We start from the raw sequence: 17,807 nt of genomic DNA, 5'->3' as shown, positions 1-17,807 counted from the left end.
TCATGAGCAATACAGTCCGCGCCTTCAAATTTCATCAGGGCACGACGCCTTTGCTGGTCTCCATGCCGCACGTTGGCGTGCATATCCCCGACGACATCAAGGCCGGCATGACGCCCGAAGCGCTGCGTCTGCCAGATACCGACTGGCACCTTGAACAACTATACGATTTCTTAGTCGCCCTGGGCGCCTCGGTGCTGGTGGCGACACATTCGCGTTATGTCGTCGACCTTAACCGCCCTAAAGATGACGAAAACCTGTACCCCGGCCAGGATACGACAGGCTTGTGCCCGGTCGACACTTTCCATCGCAACCCCATCTATGGCAATGATGCGCAACCCGATGCGGCCGAAATCCAACGACGGGTGACCTCTTACTGGACGCCGTATCACAACCAGTTGTCTCAAACGCTCAGCCAGCTGAAAGCAACACACGGCGTTGCCCTACTCTGGGATGCACATTCGATCTGTTCGGTAGTACCCCGATTTTTTGAAGGCAAACTGCCCGACCTGAATATTGGTACGGCCAACGGCGCCTCTTGCGACCCCGGGCTTTTGGCACAGGTTAAGACCATTGCCGATGGCTCGGGCTACACCGTGGCCGTCAACGGCCGTTTCAAGGGGGGCTACATTACCCGAAACTACGGCAGGCCCCAAGAAAATATCCACGCCATACAGCTTGAGCTTTCCGAAGCCACCTACATGCAAGAAGCTTACCCCTATGGGTTCGACGAAACACTGGCCAATCAGGTTCGGCCGACATTACACGCATTCTTGTCGCAAATGCTGACCTGGGCAAAGCAACAAGGCTAGTTTTTCCACGCTATCGCACCGTTCGGGCGCAGCACGCATTTCATATCTTTCATACGCTCAAGTCCAAAAAGAGGCCACGATGACACTTTCTGCTGACAATGCATGGGACGACCTCTGGCTGAACGTCCACCTGGCCACGATGCAGCCCGGCACGGGCTATGGCGAACTTCTTGATGCAGCTATCGCTGTCAAGCACGGGCGGATAGCTTGGCTAGGCAAGCGTTCCGATTTACCCACCGGGCACGCTGCCGTCAGGCAACACGACGGCCATGGGTGCTGGATCACCCCGGGCCTGATCGATTGCCATACACATATTGTGTATGCCGGTAACCGCAGCGACGAGTTCGAAGCGCGCCTGAATGGTGTGCCGTACGAAGAAATTTCGCGTCGGGGCGGCGGTATTGTATCCACCGTCAAGGCCACGCGGGCCGCAAGCGAAGATGCATTGTTTGACGCAAGTTTGCCGCGTGTGAAAGCTTTATTGGCCGAGGGAGTCACAACGCTGGAGGTCAAATCGGGCTATGGGCTGGATACGGACACAGAAGCCAAAATGTTGCGTGTGGCCCGCCGGTTGGGCGAACAACTTGATGTGCGCGTGCGCACGACATTTCTGGGGGCGCACGCCATACCGCCAGAATTTAAAACGCGGGCTGACGACTACTTGCAATTGGTTTGCCACGACATGCTCGATACGCTGGTCGAAGACAACCTGGTAGATGCTGTCGATGCATTCTGCGAGAACATTGCGTTTTCTCGTGAACAAACCGAACAGGTTTTTTTGGCTGCACAACGGCATGGTTTGCCGGTGAAGCTGCATGCCGAACAACTCTCGGACCAAGATGGTGCATCGCTGGTGGCGGCGTTTCATGGGCTGTCGGCAGATCATCTGGAATGGTTGTCGCCCAAGGGCATTGCTGCAATGGCGCAAGCGGGTACGGTCGCTGTGCTGTTGCCTGGCGCGTTTTATACGCTGCGCGAGACGCGGCTTCCACCGGTTGAGGCGTTGCGGGCGGCCGGTGTCCCCATCGCGGTGTCGACCGACTGCAACCCAGGTACGTCGCCGATGACCTCGTTGTTGTTGACGATGAACATGGCCTGTACGTTGTTTCGTTTGACGCCACAAGAAGCGTTGGCGGGCGTGACGTGTCATGCCGCTCAGGCATTGGGGCTTGCAGAGGAAACGGGCACGCTATCGGTGGGGAAATCGGCCGATTTCGCGTTATGGCGCATTGATCGGCCGGGTGATCTGGCTTACGCGATTGGGTTTAATCCGTGCGCGGGGGTGGTGTTTCGGGGGACGCTGCGGGGGTAAACGTCGGTTTCGGCCTTAGGGCTATTCGGCGTTTGTACGTCGAGGGCTTGTTGTTTTAGCTCTTGCGTCGTGCGACACCCCGTGCCAGTGCCCACAGGCATCGCATGGCCCCTGCGGGGCTACCCGCCGTCCAGGCCTTGCCCGTGGCGGACGCGGAACTCGCGAGATCGACCAGCCCCCGGCTGGTCGAAAACGACTCGCTCGAACAGCCGCGTCCTTGCCCCCACGTTCAAGGCCTTGCCGCCGGCATGCTCAAAGCCTTTAGGCACTGGCACGGGGCATCGCACTGGAGGTTGAACATTTCAGGCCGTGGCATGGGTTATCGCGCTGGTGACGAAGTCTATTCGCACCAGTGCTATGCAGCGTCGTCGATCCCCAAGTAAGCAGCTTTTACTGCTGGCGAGGCCAACATCTCCGAACCGATGCCATCAAACGCTACGTGACCGTCTTCAAATACATAAGCATAGTCAGCCATACTCAGGGCGGCATGTACATTCTGCTCAACCAGACCAATCGTCACACCAGTCTTCTGGATGTCGGACAAAATAGAAAACAGTTCTTTGACCATTGCCGGCGCCAACCCCAAAGTCGGTTCGTCTAGCAATAAGACGCGGGGTTTGGACATCAGGCTTCGCGCCAGCGCCAACATTTGCTGCTCGCCACCCGACAAGTAGCCGGCCTGGCTGCTCTTGCGTTCTCGCAAACGCGGAAAAAGCTCATACATTTGCTCGGCACGATCTCGCCAACCTTCGCGAGCATGGGGTGCGTATGCCCCCATTCGCAGCGTATCTGCAACCGTGAAGTCCGGAAACACCATGCGCCCTTCGGGTACCAGAGACAGTCCCAGCGCCAATCGGTCGGGCGGAGCCAGTTTATTTAAAACAGTACCGTTCAACGTTACATGGCCTTCAGAAACCGGGATCAAGCCAGCCAACAAACGCATCAGTGTTGTTTTCCCAGCGCCATTACTGCCCACAAACGCAGTGACACTTCCTTCCTTCATAGAAACGGAAACGCCTTTCAGGACACGAATTTCGCCATATCCACCACACAAATCTTTGACCTCAAGAATGTTATCCATGCTGCTCCCCGAGATACGCATTGATTACCCGCTCGTCTTTTCCGACAGCCTCCGGGACACCTTCCATAAGTTTTCGGCCTTCGTGCAGCACAACAATACGGTCACTCATCCGCATTAAAACTTTCATGACGTGCTCGATAATGATGATGCTCAACGAATATCGCTCCTGCACATGACGTATTAACTCAAGTGCGGCATCTACTTCTGTTGCGTTCAAACCGGCAAGCACTTCGTCAAGCAGTAACAACGTCGGCTTTGTAGCCAACGCACGCGCAATTTCAAGCCGTTTTCGACTCGCCAGATTCAAGGTGGAGGCAGGTTTATTGGCCTGAGCCGCCAACCCAACCTCTTCCAAAAGCGACAAGCAAACGTCTTGTGCCGACTGCAAATCACTTAGACGACGGTGGCCGTAAAGAGCGCCGACCATACAGTTCTCGAGCACACTCATTTGGGGAAACGGCCGCACGATCTGGAAAGTACGCGCAATGCCCATTTGGCTGGCTTCATCAGGCCGGGCCGGAACACCACGGCCACGGAAGTAAATGGAGCCCTCGCTGGGTGCAACATTACCGGCAATCATCGAAAACAAGGTTGTCTTCCCGGCGCCGTTCGCCCCCATAAGCCCCAGAATCTCGCCCTCGTTCATGTGGAAGCTGACATCGCGAACCGCAACAACGCCACCAAACCGCCGAGTCAGACCTTCAACTTTCAAAAATTCACTCATACGACTTTACCTCGACGACGCGACTGCCATTTGCCCACAATGCCATCAGGCGCAAACAACACAAAACCTAGCAAGAGCACGCCAAGCAACATCATGTAGAACTCGGGAGCACGCGACCACAAGATCTCTGACAACAACATGATGAAGCCGGCCCCAAGCACGGGCCCTGCAGGACGCTCGCTACCGCCAATAATGGCCATCGTGACGATCGTGAACGAAGTAATGGGGCTGAACATCTGCATCGGCTCAAAATATGTTGACCTAAGCACGGCCAGCGCACCAACCATTGCAGGAATAACAGCAGACAATACAAACGCCAGAAGTTTTACTTTGGTCACCGGCACACCCAATGTCATGGCGGCAACCTCGTCTTCCCGTACCGACCACAATGCCATCCCCAAGCGCGAGTGTCGCAAGCCCATAACCAACGCAACCGCGAGTGCCGCCAGACCGAGCATCGCGTATACGAGGACGCTGACATCAGGAGCACCCAACAGCAAACGCCCGCTCATCCCTAACGAGGACTCAATCGCAATCACGATGAATTTGACAAACTCGGCCAAACCAAAGGTAAGAATGACGAAGTAAGGACCGCGAACACGCAAGGAAGGCAAGCCCGCCAAAAACGCAAACACAGCGGCAACGACAGCGGAAAGCGGCAGTGCAACCCACAACGGCAACGTCATCCAGCTTAGTGCCATTACATACCCGCCAAGGCCGTAAAACACTGCATGACCCAATGAGATATAACCCGTCATACCCGAAAACGCGACCCAACTTGCGGTTAACGCAATCCAGGCGAACAGCTGGAACATGACGCCTTGACCATACGTACCCAATACTGCGGGCAAAACAGCGAATACCGCGAGCAGCGCCAGCCACACGGTAAGGTCCGTCATACGCAAGCGCCTCATGTCAATCTCCTGCCAAACAAGCCCTGGGGACGAACGAACAGAACCAAAATGAAAACCCCGTAGAGCAAAATAGAACGATAAGCAGGTGATGTCAGCGCAGAACCGTAGACCTCTACACAAGCTAGCAAAATAGCACCCACAACGCTTCCGCCAATCGAGCCCAAGCCACCCAGGATAATGACGAAAAATGCGGCAATGGTGAAAGGAAAGCCTGAAAAGGGCGTAATGCTCTCTACCATGCTGACCAATGAACCTGCCAACCCAGCCAACGCAAAGCCCAAACAAAAAATAACGCGGTTGACCTTATCGGCATGAACGCCAACCAACGACGCCGCATCGCGTTGCTGAATCAAGGCGCGGATAGCCAAACCCGTTGTGCCAAAGCGCAGGAAAGACATAACCATGACTGTTGCCAGCACACTCACGGCAATAATGACAAGCCTGTTCAATGCAATGCTGACATCGCCAATTTGCACCAAAGACTCCATATAACTGTAACTACGTGCATTGGCTGAAAAAAGTAATGCGCCCAAGTTCTGCAAAATCACCGAAAGCGCGAAAAACACCAACAAAGAGTTAGCTTCGATGCGTTGCACCAACGCAGGTGTGGACGACAACTTACGAATCAACAACTCATAGCAAAGCCACCCAAGGACAGCGGCAGCCGCCATCGCAGCAAACATCGATACCAGGGGCGATACTTTGTATGCTGTAAACAGCCAAAAAGTCACATATGCCCCTAGCATCATGATTTCCCCATGCGCCACATTTAATAGCCGCATGGCCCCATAAATCAGATTCAACCCCAGCGCAACCAAGGCATAGACCGAAGCCAATGCCAAGGTTGCGATCAGGAGCTCAAAGGAGAACAAGCTCGCCATGACGCTTATTTTTCCCACTGAGTTTTAGGTTGGAATTTAGCCGTAGCCATTTCTGGTGGATGAATAATCTGTACATCACCGTTTTGAAATTGCAGGAACATCGTCGGGGTTACATCGTTCTGTACACCATTGAATCGGATGGGCCCATTAATAGTCGAGAACGTTTCGCTCGAGATTGTCTTGCGCAACGCGTCTTTCTCGAGCCCGGCTTTGGCCACAGCCTGCTCCAGAATCTGTGCAGAGACGTACGTCAACACGGCATCCAGGTAGTCAGGTGTCTCACCAGTTTTCGCCTTGTAGGCATCAAAGAACTCACGAGCACCCGGCCAATCAGTTTTTTCGGGTGACCAGTGCCCCATAGTGACAATGTTGTCGAGATTCTTCCCGAACATATTGCTGAAGAACGCCGCAGTGGGCCCGACCAGCAAAAACTGGAAAGGTGCTTTGATGTCTTGCTCACGCGCACCACGCATGTAAAGGATGGCGTCTGGCGGATAAGACAAGCTGATCACCGCATCGGGTTGCAAACGCTTGATGTCAGCCAGGATCCCCGTCATGTCTTTCACGCCAGGGGCATACTGTTGATCAAGCACAACTTTGATGCCTGCTTCCTTCAGCGCCGGCAACAGCTCTTTGCGATTTTCCATTGGGAAGCCAATTTGCACCGTTGTAACGGCTGCTGTCTTGACACCCATCTCTTTGAGCATGCGCGCCATTTCCACCCCGTGCTTATCTGGAATCGCCGATGTGGGGAACCAGATATTTTTCGCCTTCAGAGAACGGATTTGCTGGGATGACGCTGTACTGCCAACCATCGGAAAGCCATGTTTTTCGAGCACGCCGACAATGGCAAAGTGATTGTGAGAGCCCCAGGGTGACAATAGCAAATCGACTTTGTCATCGGTAATCAACTTTTCATAGATGGCTGCCTCTTTGCCGCCGTCGGATTGATCGTCGTAAACGACAAACTCAACAGGCCTTTTAGTGCCCGCTACGTCCAATCCACCTCGAGCGTTAACCTGATCTCGCCATAACTCATAAGCTGCTAAAGGGCCCGCCGCAGTTGGCGCGAGCTCGCCAGTCTTTGAAATGCCAAACCCGATCCTTACCGGTTCGACCGCAAACGAAGTTGCGGTCACTGAAAGCGTCAGGGTCGCCAGCGCCAGACGCGCGAGATTCTTCATTGTTTTCATGCTTATCTCCTGTTGATATCCTGTGGTGTGACGGTCAACTGCTTAATCGGTGGTGCCGGTAGGGGAATGATTGGCTGCCCGGAAGACTTGTCCTGCGATCCATGGATCACTCATCGCATTACGCATCACTCGCGTCCGGATTTCGTCTGGCAAATAAGTAACCTCACCATACAGAATGGCCCAACGCTGACAATGCTCAGTCAACTCACGCTCTTTACGCTCCCAGCGCTCAAGTGCGTCAGGAATGTCCCGCCTGTCTGTGAGACCCTGAAGGTGAACAGCCAACGAAAGTCCGTTTTGCATGGCCATCCCGCCCCCCTGGCCCAAATTTGGCGGTTGCGCGTGTGCCGCATCGCCAAGAATAGCGGCGCGCCCGGCTGACCAGGCTGTGCATCGTGTGATGCTGTAAACACCCCAATTCACCGGGGCCGCGCCGATGCGATCGATCAAGTGCTTCCATTGCGGAAACGCCTCTGCCCAGAGCGCTTTATCTACAGGAATCGAACGGCCTCTCGCGTCATCGTGAGGACAGGTCAAGGCCAGATAGGTTTCCTTTTCACTGACTGGCGTGATAAGAAAGCGACGGTCGCCATTCCAGCACTCGATGTATTTCCCCGTATCTTCGGGTCCAAAATCGCCCGGTTGGGCCGGGATCATGGTACGCAACGCACCTTCACGCGTCTGCTCGTGCAATAACTCAAGACCTAACGAAGATCGAACCCGCGACCACACACCATCAACGCCAATGGCAAGGTCAGCCTGGACAGACTGATTGTTCGCAAACAACAACTCGCCTTTGGCGGTCGCACCAATGACTTCGGCCCGTGTCTCGACTTTGACGCCCGCACGTAAACACGCATTTTTCAACGCGTCCAGCAAGGCGCTGCGAGGAACAGTCAACAACCGTTTGCTCTCTTCGATACGCGCCGACTCAATCACCTGCCCCAAATTGTCTCGCTGCTCAAAGTGCGTCCCGCGGAACGCGCCCGCAGTAGCTTCCTCGTAGGCACCGAGCGCCTCAAGCACGCGAAGCCCGTTTTCCCAGATATAGATACCCGCCCCTACCGCACGCAAGGCATCTTGCCGTTCATATACCGTAACGTCCCAACCGCGCTGTGCCATGGCCGCCGCTGTCGCAAGACCGCCAATACCACCACCTGAAATTACTGCATGTAGTTTCTTGCTCATACCCGACTCCTACACCGCCATCGCCAAATCGACATTTCCGCGCGCCTCAAGCCGGCGGCTTTCTTTACCCACCACATACCACTCGCTCAACATCCCATCAGGGTCTTTAAGGAAAATGCTGCGCTTCCAAGGCAGATCGACCTCATTGACAAGCGCAACACCCTTTTGGGACAGCGCAGCTTTTGCGGACGCCAAAGCGGCGTCATCTTTTAACTGGAACGACGCATGGTGATAAGCCGCGTGGCTATGTGGCACCAAAACCAGGTTGTACTCATACGCCTCAAGATCAGCGGCCAAATAAACAGCACCGGCCTCTTCGCCTACAACCTTCAGGCCAGCGACGTTCGTATAGAAATCAACCAAACGTGCCACATCTGATGTCTGCAACGTGGCATGCGTGAGTCGCCATGGTTGAACAGGCGCACCTTCTACAGTCTTGAGCACGGGGTTATTCTCGTAACGCCCTTCAGTAAAGCCCTCGGCAGACAAAGGGTCCCAATGACTGGTCAGCAACTCCATCGGGCCATTGAGAACATTGCGCCAGTCCTTCACTGTGTCGCAGTAAAACTCGTTGTAATTGCCATCTGGGTCGAACATATACACGCTATGCGCGACCTGATGATCAACAGTAATGTCTGTTTCAATGTTGTCATCCTTCAGGTTTTTGAAGGCTTCAATCAGTTGCGCCTCGTTTTCTAGCTCCCATGCCAGATGGTTCAAGCCTGCGTGCAACCCGATCGTGCCAGGCAGTTGCAGCAAACCATCTCGCCCGTATCGGTCTACCCCATTTGTTTTCTGAATCATGCCCAAGTCATGAGGGGTATGACCGGTTCCCAAAAAAGTGGCCACCAGGTCGGGCTCGGAAAACTCAACATTAAGTCCACAAACTTCGCTGTAAAAGCGCTCGGACGTGCCCAGATCGTCTACCCAAAGGTTGACGTGACCCAGGCGCCGCGGCCGAAAGTAACGCTGACGCTCGGTTACGTTTGCTGCTGTACTCATTCTTTATCTCCTCGCTGAAATCAATCCATGCAAGGACACTATAAGAATCATGTTTTGTCATGTCAATACATATGTAATGTAATATAATTAGTGATTACACCAATACCAGAACCGTTAAAATCGTAAGAGGATCAGAGCCGCCTACACTTTTGACGGCGCTTTCGTTTAACCCGGGCAGTGATTCCATACATGGCAACCACACAACGCACCAAGACCAAAAAACCAGTCTCAACCCCTCAACTCAGTGACGAAGACTGGAGCCTGCAACAGAACATTGCGTTCCGCATGGCCTGCGTTATTTTCAGAATGGACCAAGAATTGCGCGACTCTGTGCTGCGCAAACTAGACCTGACTTACGCTCATTTCCGCGTACTTCAGGTGCTTTTCGAGAAAGATGGCCAACAAATAGGCGATATTGCGCGCAGTATCGTTATGCGCCAACCTGCGCTAAGCCGGGTAATCGACCAAATGGAAGTGCGCAAGCTGGTACAACGCAAACAAGATAAAGACGACAGCCGCTATATGCGCGTTTACCTGACCAAAACAGGCAAGCAACACTACGAGCAAGCCTGGCCGGCAGCGCACCAGATCATGACTCGGGCACTCGAAGTAGTGTCGAACGAAGAGCGCTCACAATTGTGCGATGTCCTGATCCGCATGGACAACCACATGCAAGAAACTTAAATAGCAAGCCGGCCAGCTGCTCACCAGCACTATCAATCAGCCGCAAATACCACCAGCGGATCCCCGGCATTAACCGTCCGCCCCGATGCGCACACAACTCGGTCGACGCGCCCGGCCGCTGGGGCGGTAACATGCACCTCCATTTTCATGGCCTCGACGATCAACAGCGTCTCGCCCTCGACAACGCGCTGCCCTGCGACGACCTGAACCTTCCAGATATTGCCCGACAAATCGGCTTCGATCAGCGACTGCCCCTTGGTCAAGCTGACGGTAGAGTCCAACACAGCCGGCGCCTCTTGCATGGCGACATCATCAACTTGCCAGCGGGCAACTTCCGAGGCGAACGCCTGCGTCTGACGTTGTTTGAACTGCGCAATGCTATCGGCATTGTCGTCAAGAAACTGCTGATAGGCGGCGTAATCGAAGATCTCTTCTTCGATCTGCACCACCGCCCTACCCTCTCGAAAGTCGTCGCGAAACCGGGTTAACTCAGGCTCTGACACCGGATAGAAACGCACCTGGTCAAAGAAGCGCAATAACCACGGTTTGCCCTTATGGAACACGGGGTTCTTCAAGAACTTGTTCCAGATCGGCACGGTACGCCCCACCAACTGATAACCGCCAGGCGAGTCCATACCGTAAATACACATATAAACCCCGCCAATGCCCACGGTGCCTTCAGCAGTAAACGTACGGGCCGGGTTGTACTTTGACGTTAGCAAACGGTGACGCGGATCCAGGGGTACGGCGCACGGCGCCCCTAAATACACGTCGCCCAGGCCCATGACAAGATAGCGCGTGTCGAAGAAAATTTTCCGTACATCATCGCGATCTTTCAAACCATTGATACGTTGAATAAAATCAACATTATTTGGCAGCCAGGGGGCGTCGGGCTTCACTGTTTCCTGATACCGCTGGACAGCGTCAAGCGTTGCGGTGTCTTCCCAGGCAACTGGCAAATGCACAACCCGAGTCGGCACGCAAACGGTTTTAACGTCTGGTAAACGTGCCTCGATGACCAGCAGCCGGTCGACCAGATCGGATTGACGAATCTGCAGGCTGTCGTAACGCACCTGCAATGAGCGCACCCCGGGCGATAACTCAAACACCCCCGCTATCGGGTGCTGCGCCAGATGCTGCATCAGCAAATGGATACGCAGGCGCAAGGCGATTTCAAGTACGTTGTCGCCATACTCCAGCAGCAAATAGCTGTCACCCGCCTGCCGATATGTAATCCGTGGATGATGCCCTTGCGCCGGCAACTGGGCCACAATGGTCGACGCCAAGGCGTCGGCCTGCGCTACGGGCACACTGGCAATACCTTCTGGGGGGGCAGACAAAGTTGCAATGGCCTCTTCCTGGCGCAACTGCAACAACACCGCCTGGTCGTAAGTCAAAGGATGAAAGCGGATCAAATCGCCCGGCTTGACCTGACCGACTTTCCACAACTCGGCTTTGGCGATGGTAACCGGGCACACAAAGCCGCCCAGGCTAGGACCATCTTTGGTCAAAATAATGGGGGTGTCGCCCGAAAAATTGATACTACCAATGGCGTATTCGCAATCATGCACGTTGGACGGATGCAAGCCCGCTTCGCCGCCGTCGGTCCGTGCCCAGGTGGGCTTAGGCCCCATCAGGCGAATACCCAGACGATTCGAGTTGTAATGCACTTGCCAATCGGTGGAAAAGAACATCTCGATGGCGGTCGGATCGAGAAAGTCAGGGGCGCCATGCGGGCCATACAACACACCAATGCTCCACCGACTGCCGTATGTAGGCACCAGCGGCGTTTCCAGCCGTGACGGTGCGGCGACAGGTGCCGGTGTCGTGCACGCGGGTAAACCGGGCTGGGATACCGACAGCATATCCCCGCCGCGCAGTACCCTGCCGCCATGCCCACCAAACTGCCCCAGGGCAAACGTCGATCGGCTCCCCAGGTACTCGGGCACATCGATGCCGTTACGTACGGCCAGGTATGTCCGGCAGCCCGACAACACCTTGCCAAACTTCAAGACCTGGCCGGCCCTGACGTCAAACGCACTCCACATCGGGCACTCGTCGTCATCCAGCGTAACGGCCATTGCCGCGCCGGTAAGGGCTACAACGGCATCGGTGTGGAAACGTAAAGTTGGTCCGATCAAGGTGGCCTCGAGCCCCGCGGCTTTGTCATGATTGCCGACCAGACGGTTGGCTAGCCTGAAGGCGAAATCGTCCATCGGGCCTGACGGGGGCACGCCAATATCCCAGAACCCCTCGCGCCCCGGGTAATCCTGGACGCTGGTGGCCGTGCCCGCCGCGATCACTTCAATGACAGGGGGCCGGTACTCGAAGCTACCCAGAAACTGAGTGCTGACTTGACCCTGGGCAAATGCCGTTGCCCCTGCAATTTGACGCAGATAGTCTAGGTTAGTGGCAATGCCGTGAATACGAGTTTTCGCCAGCGCAGCCTGCAGACGCGAAATAGCTGTGGCGCGATCGTCACCCCAGACAATCAACTTGGCCAGCATGGGGTCGTAAAACGACGTGACTTCAGTGCCGGTATCCACCCAGCCATCAACGCGGACCTCTTCTGGAAAATAAACGTCGGTTAACGTACCAGGCGAAGGCTGAAACTGCTTAAGGGGATCTTCAGCATACAGCCGCACTTCAATCGCCGCACCCTGCGGTGCTCGCGACAACGCAGTCCAGTCCAGCGGATCACCCGCCGCAACACGCAACATACACTCGACCAAATCAAGACCAGTTACGGCCTCGGTCACCGGATGCTCGACTTGAAGACGCGTATTGACCTCAAGAAAGTAAAAAGCGTCGCGCGCGGCATCGTAAATAAACTCGACTGTGCCGGCACTACGATAATTGACTGACCTGCCCAGCATGACGGCGGCATCAAGCAGCGCCTGACGCGTGGTAGCAGGCAGACACGGTGCGGGCGTTTCTTCGATCAATTTCTGGTTACGGCGTTGTATCGAGCAATCGCGCTCTCCCAGCGCTACAACCTTGCCGTCACCATCGCCAAAAATCTGGACTTCCACGTGTCGTGCCTGGTCAACAAAGCGCTCCAGAAAAACACCACCGTCACGGAAAAAAGTCTCGCCCAAGCGCTGCACGCTGTCATAGGCTTTGCCCAGCGCTTCGGCCGTGTCGCAACGCGTTAAACCAATGCCACCGCCACCGGCTGTGGTCTTGAGCATGACGGGGTAGCCAATGTCGTGTGCGGCCGCCAGCGCCTCTTCAAGACTGCCCAGCAAACCGGTGCCTGGCGTCATGGGTACCCCGGCTGCCCGTGCCAGCTCGCGCGCCCGATGCTTAAGCCCGAACGCCTCGATTTGCGCCGCGGTCGGGCCAATAAAGACCAAGTCGTTGTCAACGCAAGCCTGACTAAACGCCATACTTTCGGACAAAAAACCATAGCCCGGAAACACTGCCTGTGCACCGGTTTTGCGGCAAGCGGCAATGATTTTCTCGATATTCAGATAGGTATCGACGGGCCGGTCGCCTACCAGCGCAATAGCCTCGTCAGCCAACTGGACGTGCCTGGTATTGCGGTCAGCGTCGGCGTAAACCGCCACGCTCCTGATGCCCAGCCGCTTCAGCGTTCGGATAGCTCTGACTGCGATTTCGCCACGGTTGGCGACAAGTACGGTATGAAACATGATGTGCCTCCGCTACTTCGCGTGCTTAACGTAGCTGCGCCAACCGCCATAGGCGGTGATGTCCAGCGCATCCTCAAACCCCGAGGGTTCGCATATGAACCCCTTGACGCAACGGCCGTCGGCCAGCACGACATTGCCAATACCCAGCGGCGCAGGCACTTCAGCCGTAAATTCACCAAAAGCCTGAGGCGTCAACGCCCACAGCTCCAGCGCAATTTGGGCGCCCGAAACCGGCACGTGCTTCAAGCCGGGTTTAGGCGGAATCGCGCCTGCCAGGGCATACAAACGATAGTCATCGCTAGTTCTCGCTTCCTCGACGAATCGTGCGCCCCGCGAGGTCAGTTGATGGTTCAAAGGCATGCCGCGTAAATGCGCACCGACGACGGCCACCATAATCTCGTCACTGCTATCAAGCGAATTGCCAGACGACACTGATAGCGGCCATTCGTGTTGCCATACCCCCGGCGCCCCCGGTGGGGTCGTGCTTGCGACTTGCCAGCGCATACCAAAATCGGCCAGTGCTGCATCGTGCCAGGCGGGTGCAATCAAGGTAATGCCTGCAGGCAGGCCGTCGCTACGCAACCCGGCCGGTAAAGCCAACGCACACAAGTCAGCCAGATTCGTAAAGTTGGTATAGGTGCCTAGTGCAGAATTCAAGGCAACGGGCTGCTGCAAGACTTGCGCGATGGTATAGATGGAAGGCGTTGACGGCACCACCAGGGCATCTGCCGTAGCAAGTACCTGCTGAATCTGACGGGCAAGATTAGCGCGACGATACTCAGCGCGAAAGGCATCTGCTGCACTGTAACGACCAGCCTGTTCAATAATGCCCCGGACTACCGGATGAACGGCCTCAGGTTGCTCGGTCATCATGTGCTCTATCGCCACATACCGCTCGGCAACCCACGGGCCGGCGTAAAGCAACTGCGCCAGCTCGCTGAATGGCGTGAAATCGATATCGACCAGGGTAGCCCCCATATCTTTCAGTCGCCGCAGGCTGGTCTCGAAATGCAATTGAGCCCGCTTGTCGCCATCAAACCAAGGATTAGCCGGTACCGCCAGCACAGGTTTGCACGAAAAATGAACAGGCAAACGCGTCGGCTGGGGACGACTAAACGGATCGGCCGCATCGTAACCACTAAAGAACGAGACAACAGCCGACGCATCTTCAACCGTGAGCGCAAAAGCTGTAATGCAATCCAGCGTCCGACACGCAGGCACCAACCCGCGATTACTGACCCAACCTCGGGTAGGTTTGAGGCCCACAATATTATTGAACGCAGCGGGCACGCGCCCCGAGCCCGCAGTGTCGGTGCCCAGCGCAAATGGCACCAATCCCCTTGCTACGACGCTGGCCGAGCCCGAGCTGGAACCGCCGCTGATATAGTTTGGGTCGAATGAATTGGGGACGCAGCCGTAGGGTGAACGGGTACCAACCAAACCAGTGGCAAACTGATCAAGATTGGTTTTGCCCACAAGAATGGCCCCGGCACCGCGCAACAGGGCCACGACATGCGCATCGTCACGCGCGGTATAAGCAAATGCAGGACAAGCCGCCGTGGTCGTCCAACCCGCGGCATCAATATTGTCCTTTACCGCAAAAGGCACCCCATACAACGGCAAGGCCGACATATCGCCGTTTACATCCGCTAAACGACGCGCCAGCGCGTCAAGCTGCCCTGCCAATTGATCAGCGCCAGCCACTGAGATCCACGCCGGATCATTGTCGGACAAATTGCTCAATAATTCAGAAACCAACTCGGACGGCGACGCGGACGCCTGCCGATAGACAGATTGCCACTGGGCGATCGTCCATCCTTTTGTTATCAATGACCTGGAAGTTTCAAGCAGCATGATCCGACACCCGGTTTTTGTGGAAACAGGTGTTATCAAGCAAGATACATGCCACTAATTATTGAAGCGTGTTATTTGTTCCTGGCGTGGTGTTATCCCACGGTGCGCGACCGCCGCACCACAACGATCGGTTTGCCGACACTGGCGACTGCACCATAAAGGTGCATTTGGCCGAACCAACAACTACCGCATTGCAGCCGACAATTGCGCAACCAGTTGCGCATGCAAGACCGGATCACCCGCAGCGACAACCGGCCCACCGTGCTGTGCATCGCCGCCATCCCAGGCGGTCATGACGCCGCCGGCGCCTTCAATAATAGGAATCAAAGCCTGCACGTCGTAAGTTTGCAAGCCCGCCTCGATAACGGCATCGACATGGCCCGACGCCAGCATGCAATAGGCATAACAATCGCCACCGTAACGTAACAACTGAACCTGCTCGGCTACGGCATTGAATGCCGCCAACTGCTGTTCATTATCAAAAATCTGCGGGGACGTACACATCAAGCGTGCTGACGCGATGCTGGCGCATGCCCTGGTTTTAAGCGCCTGACCATTGCACCAGGCGCCCTCTGGCGCACCGACAAAGCGTTCGCCAGTGTACGGCTGATTCATGACGCCCAGAACCGGACGGTTGCCGTCATTCAGCGCAATCAGCGTACCCCACAAAGGCATACCCGTAATAAAGGCGCGCGTACCATCGATGGGATCGAGCACCCAGGTCAACCCACTGCTACCGGCCACGTTGTCTTCTTCCTCACCCACTACGCCATGCGTTGGGTAGTGCTCAAGAATCAATTCGCGCATCACACGCTCGGCTGCCTTGTCGGCCTCGGTTACCGGGTCGAACAATTTGCCGCCCTTGTCTTGTACCGGCAGGGGCGCCCGGAAATAAGGCATGATCGCCTTGGCAGCCGCGTCGGCCAGCGTTTCGGCAAAGCGCCGATATTCGTTGAGTTGGTCAGTGCTAAGAGACATAGTACAAAGATAAAAAACAGAAAGGCTACCGTGAGGCGATCACGAGGAAGCAAGGCGCTTTAATCCAGCATTACCAGTTGCTCGTCGGGACTGAAAAAGCGATTGCGATACCACAAGGTTACTAAAATAGCGGTAATGGCCGTCGCAGACGTGAGCATAAACATCACGACCAACTGGTAGTTGACGGCTTGGGTTGGGTCGGCGCCCGCCAGAATTTGCCCCGTCATCATACCCGGCAACGACACTATACCGACCACCGCCAGCGCATTAATAGTAGGGATCATCGCCGCCTGCATTGCCTGTCGCACGACCGTTGCCGACGCCTGTGCAGGACTGGCACCCAAAGCGAGGCAAGCCTCAATCTCATCGCGTCGCGACTGAAATTCCGAGCGCAAGCGTTCTGCCGCCAATGCCGCACCGTTCATGGCATTACCCACAATCATGCCAAATATGGGAATAAGGTATCTGGGGTCGTACCAGGGCGTAATGTGCACCACCAGCAAATCAACGTAGGCCATGGTCAGGCCCGAGCCAATCAAGATGGCGCCCCCACACAACCACCGCAAGCCGGCGCGCGACCCGACGGCATCGAGCCGGCCCGTGGCCGAGAAGGTCGCGGTCACCACCATGACAAGCAGCACCCCAAGCACCAGATACCAGCGTTCGGTGGAAAATAGCCAGACCAGGATCTGGCCGATAAGCAGCAATTGAACTGCCGCTCGAATAGCGCCAATGATGAGGCTCTTGCCCAAACCAAGGCGTTGCCACCACGACAACCCAATGGCCACGAAAATCAGCGGCAATGCCATGGCCAGGTTGATCCAATCCAGATCTATCGCTCGCTCAATCGACATTACGCTCCTTCGCCGTTTTGTGTGTCACCACACGACCGGCATCAAACTCCACCACATCGGCCTGCAGCGCCTCGGTTTCGCCCAAGCGATGCGTCGACATGATAATGGTCATTCCGGCGTCAGATAACTTCTTGAGGGTGTTAATCAGACGAGCTCCGGAATCAGGATCAAGCGCCGAAGTAGGTTCGTCGAGCAACAAGACTGCCGGGTCCGTCATCAGGGTGCGAGCCAGCGCAACGCGCTGCTTTTCACCGCCTGACAACTGATCGGCGGGGCGCTCAAGGTAGTCGCCCGACAACTCGGCCAATTCAAGGGCACGCAGCATACGTTCGTGATCGTCTTGAGCCGACTTACCTTTTGAAAACCTGACTGCTGCGGCAAGGTTGTCGTGCACTGTGCCGTCGAACATGGCCGGCGTCTGAAACGCAAACCCCACCTGTGTGCGCAAACGGCGCACCGGGTAGTCTTCGATAGGTTTGCCATCGAACAGTATGCGGCCCTCAGCGGGAGTTTCGAGTCGGTTCAGTAGACGCAAAAAGGATGTCTTGCCGCTACCGCTGGCACCCACCAGACACACCGGCCGCCCACGCGCCAAGCACAGGTTAATGTCGTGCAACACTTCGCGGCCCTGTCGGGCGTGCGTCACGCCCGACAGTTCGAACACGTTATCGGTCATCGGG

The 17,807-nt window shown here is 55.8% G+C and carries 16 protein-coding genes; 4 read left to right on the top strand and 12 right to left on the bottom strand.

What is annotated here, in order from left to right:
* Positions 1–2: 2 nt before the first annotated feature.
* The 3 genes from hutG (at position 3) to PuT2_RS15700 (ending at position 2,504) form a co-directional block, all read left to right on the top strand.
* On the top strand, positions 3–809 hold the full coding sequence (gene hutG / locus PuT2_RS09085; RefSeq protein WP_093970720.1) for an N-formylglutamate deformylase: 807 nt from the start codon (positions 3–5) through the stop codon (positions 807–809).
* A 79-nt stretch (positions 810–888) separates the two neighbouring features.
* A complete protein-coding gene (hutI, locus tag PuT2_RS09080) occupies positions 889–2,121 on the top strand; it encodes an imidazolonepropionase (protein WP_093970719.1) in 1,233 nt (410 codons plus the stop codon).
* 104 nt (positions 2,122–2,225) lie between these two features.
* Positions 2,226–2,504 carry a hypothetical protein gene (locus PuT2_RS15700; RefSeq protein ID WP_143516125.1) on the top strand — a complete coding sequence of 93 codons (279 nt, stop codon included), beginning with the start codon at positions 2,226–2,228 and terminating at the stop codon, positions 2,502–2,504.
* On the opposite strand, the gene PuT2_RS09075 is transcribed toward PuT2_RS15700, so the two are convergent.
* The 7 genes from PuT2_RS09075 to PuT2_RS09045 are packed head-to-tail and all read right to left on the bottom strand — an operon-like array spanning position 2,477 to position 9,104.
* A complete protein-coding gene (locus tag PuT2_RS09075; RefSeq protein ID WP_093970718.1) occupies positions 2,477–3,202 on the bottom strand; it encodes an ABC transporter ATP-binding protein in 726 nt (241 codons plus the stop codon). The genes PuT2_RS15700 and PuT2_RS09075 overlap by 28 nt on opposite strands.
* Positions 3,195–3,926, bottom strand: coding sequence for an ABC transporter ATP-binding protein (locus tag PuT2_RS09070; protein ID WP_093970717.1), 732 nt, complete (start codon positions 3,924–3,926; stop codon positions 3,195–3,197). Before PuT2_RS09070 ends, PuT2_RS09075 begins: the two co-directional genes overlap by 8 nt.
* Positions 3,923–4,825, bottom strand: a complete 903-nt coding sequence (locus tag PuT2_RS09065; protein WP_158214029.1) for a branched-chain amino acid ABC transporter permease — start codon at positions 4,823–4,825, stop codon at positions 3,923–3,925. The genes PuT2_RS09070 and PuT2_RS09065 overlap by 4 nt, the downstream gene beginning before the upstream one ends.
* Positions 4,826–4,836: 11 nt before the next feature.
* On the bottom strand, positions 4,837–5,721 hold the full coding sequence (locus PuT2_RS09060; RefSeq protein ID WP_093970715.1) for a branched-chain amino acid ABC transporter permease: 885 nt from the start codon (positions 5,719–5,721) through the stop codon (positions 4,837–4,839).
* 5 nt (positions 5,722–5,726) lie between these two features.
* Positions 5,727–6,914, bottom strand: coding sequence for an amino acid ABC transporter substrate-binding protein (locus PuT2_RS09055; protein ID WP_093970714.1), 1,188 nt, complete (start codon positions 6,912–6,914; stop codon positions 5,727–5,729).
* Positions 6,915–6,956: 42 nt separating this feature from the next.
* Complete coding sequence (locus PuT2_RS09050) at positions 6,957–8,102, bottom strand: NAD(P)/FAD-dependent oxidoreductase (protein ID WP_093970713.1); 1,146 nt, start codon at positions 8,100–8,102, stop codon at positions 6,957–6,959.
* Positions 8,103–8,111: 9 nt separating this feature from the next.
* Entirely contained in the window at positions 8,112–9,104 is a 993-nt protein-coding gene (locus tag PuT2_RS09045; RefSeq protein ID WP_093970712.1) for a VOC family protein, read from the bottom strand.
* 189 nt (positions 9,105–9,293) lie between these two features.
* Here PuT2_RS09045 and PuT2_RS09040 point away from each other — a divergent pair, with 189 nt between their 5' ends.
* Positions 9,294–9,788, top strand: coding sequence for a MarR family winged helix-turn-helix transcriptional regulator (locus PuT2_RS09040; protein WP_093970711.1), 495 nt, complete (start codon positions 9,294–9,296; stop codon positions 9,786–9,788).
* 32 nt (positions 9,789–9,820) lie between these two features.
* Here PuT2_RS09040 and uca read toward each other — a convergent pair whose 3' ends face one another.
* The 5 genes from uca to PuT2_RS09015 all read right to left on the bottom strand — a co-directional run bounded on the left by uca (position 9,821) and on the right by PuT2_RS09015 (position 17,803).
* The gene (gene uca, locus PuT2_RS09035; RefSeq protein ID WP_093970710.1) at positions 9,821–13,441 is read right to left on the bottom strand and encodes an urea carboxylase; all 3,621 of its coding nucleotides are present in this window, start codon (positions 13,439–13,441) and stop codon (positions 9,821–9,823) included.
* Positions 13,442–13,453: 12 nt separating this feature from the next.
* Complete coding sequence (gene atzF / locus PuT2_RS09030; protein WP_093970709.1) at positions 13,454–15,295, bottom strand: allophanate hydrolase; 1,842 nt, start codon at positions 15,293–15,295, stop codon at positions 13,454–13,456.
* Between the two features lie 183 nt (positions 15,296–15,478).
* Entirely contained in the window at positions 15,479–16,273 is a 795-nt protein-coding gene (gene hisN / locus PuT2_RS09025; RefSeq protein ID WP_093970708.1) for a histidinol-phosphatase, read from the bottom strand.
* Positions 16,274–16,332: 59 nt separating this feature from the next.
* Entirely contained in the window at positions 16,333–17,127 is a 795-nt protein-coding gene (gene fetB / locus PuT2_RS09020; protein WP_093970707.1) for an iron export ABC transporter permease subunit FetB, read from the bottom strand.
* Positions 17,117–17,803 (bottom strand): ATP-binding cassette domain-containing protein, encoded by a 687-nt coding sequence (locus tag PuT2_RS09015; RefSeq protein WP_093970706.1) that lies wholly within the window; start codon positions 17,801–17,803, stop codon positions 17,117–17,119. Before PuT2_RS09015 ends, fetB begins: the two co-directional genes overlap by 11 nt.
* Positions 17,804–17,807 lie beyond the last annotated feature (4 nt).

Origin of the sequence: Pusillimonas sp. T2 (assembly GCF_002236805.1) — a bacterium.
Lineage (GTDB): Bacteria > Pseudomonadota > Gammaproteobacteria > Burkholderiales > Burkholderiaceae_B > Neopusillimonas.
This window is presented reverse-complemented; position numbering and strand designations above follow the sequence as displayed.

Bases quoted from the DNA above. Each gene is read 5' to 3' on its own strand.
- PuT2_RS09070 (WP_093970717.1), bottom strand. From the start codon at position 3,926: ATGAGTGAATTTTTGAAAGTTGAAGGTCTGACTCGGCGGTTTGGTGGC.
- PuT2_RS09065 (WP_158214029.1), bottom strand. From the start codon at position 4,825: ATGACGGACCTTACCGTGTGGCTGGCGCTGCTCGCGGTATTCGCTGTT.
- PuT2_RS15700 (WP_143516125.1), top strand. From the start codon at position 2,226: ATGGCCCCTGCGGGGCTACCCGCCGTCCAGGCCTTGCCCGTGGCGGAC.
- PuT2_RS09050 (WP_093970713.1), bottom strand. From the start codon at position 8,102: ATGAGCAAGAAACTACATGCAGTAATTTCAGGTGGTGGTATTGGCGGT.
- PuT2_RS09045 (WP_093970712.1), bottom strand. From the start codon at position 9,104: ATGAGTACAGCAGCAAACGTAACCGAGCGTCAGCGTTACTTTCGGCCG.
- PuT2_RS09060 (WP_093970715.1), bottom strand. From the start codon at position 5,721: ATGGCGAGCTTGTTCTCCTTTGAGCTCCTGATCGCAACCTTGGCATTG.
- PuT2_RS09075 (WP_093970718.1), bottom strand. From the start codon at position 3,202: ATGGATAACATTCTTGAGGTCAAAGATTTGTGTGGTGGATATGGCGAA.
- atzF (WP_093970709.1), bottom strand. From the start codon at position 15,295: ATGCTGCTTGAAACTTCCAGGTCATTGATAACAAAAGGATGGACGATC.
- hutG (WP_093970720.1), top strand. From the start codon at position 3: ATGAGCAATACAGTCCGCGCCTTCAAATTTCATCAGGGCACGACGCCT.
- PuT2_RS09055 (WP_093970714.1), bottom strand. From the start codon at position 6,914: ATGAAAACAATGAAGAATCTCGCGCGTCTGGCGCTGGCGACCCTGACG.
- PuT2_RS09015 (WP_093970706.1), bottom strand. From the start codon at position 17,803: ATGACCGATAACGTGTTCGAACTGTCGGGCGTGACGCACGCCCGACAG.
- hutI (WP_093970719.1), top strand. From the start codon at position 889: ATGACACTTTCTGCTGACAATGCATGGGACGACCTCTGGCTGAACGTC.
- fetB (WP_093970707.1), bottom strand. From the start codon at position 17,127: ATGTCGATTGAGCGAGCGATAGATCTGGATTGGATCAACCTGGCCATG.
- PuT2_RS09040 (WP_093970711.1), top strand. From the start codon at position 9,294: ATGGCAACCACACAACGCACCAAGACCAAAAAACCAGTCTCAACCCCT.
- uca (WP_093970710.1), bottom strand. From the start codon at position 13,441: ATGTTTCATACCGTACTTGTCGCCAACCGTGGCGAAATCGCAGTCAGA.
- hisN (WP_093970708.1), bottom strand. From the start codon at position 16,273: ATGTCTCTTAGCACTGACCAACTCAACGAATATCGGCGCTTTGCCGAA.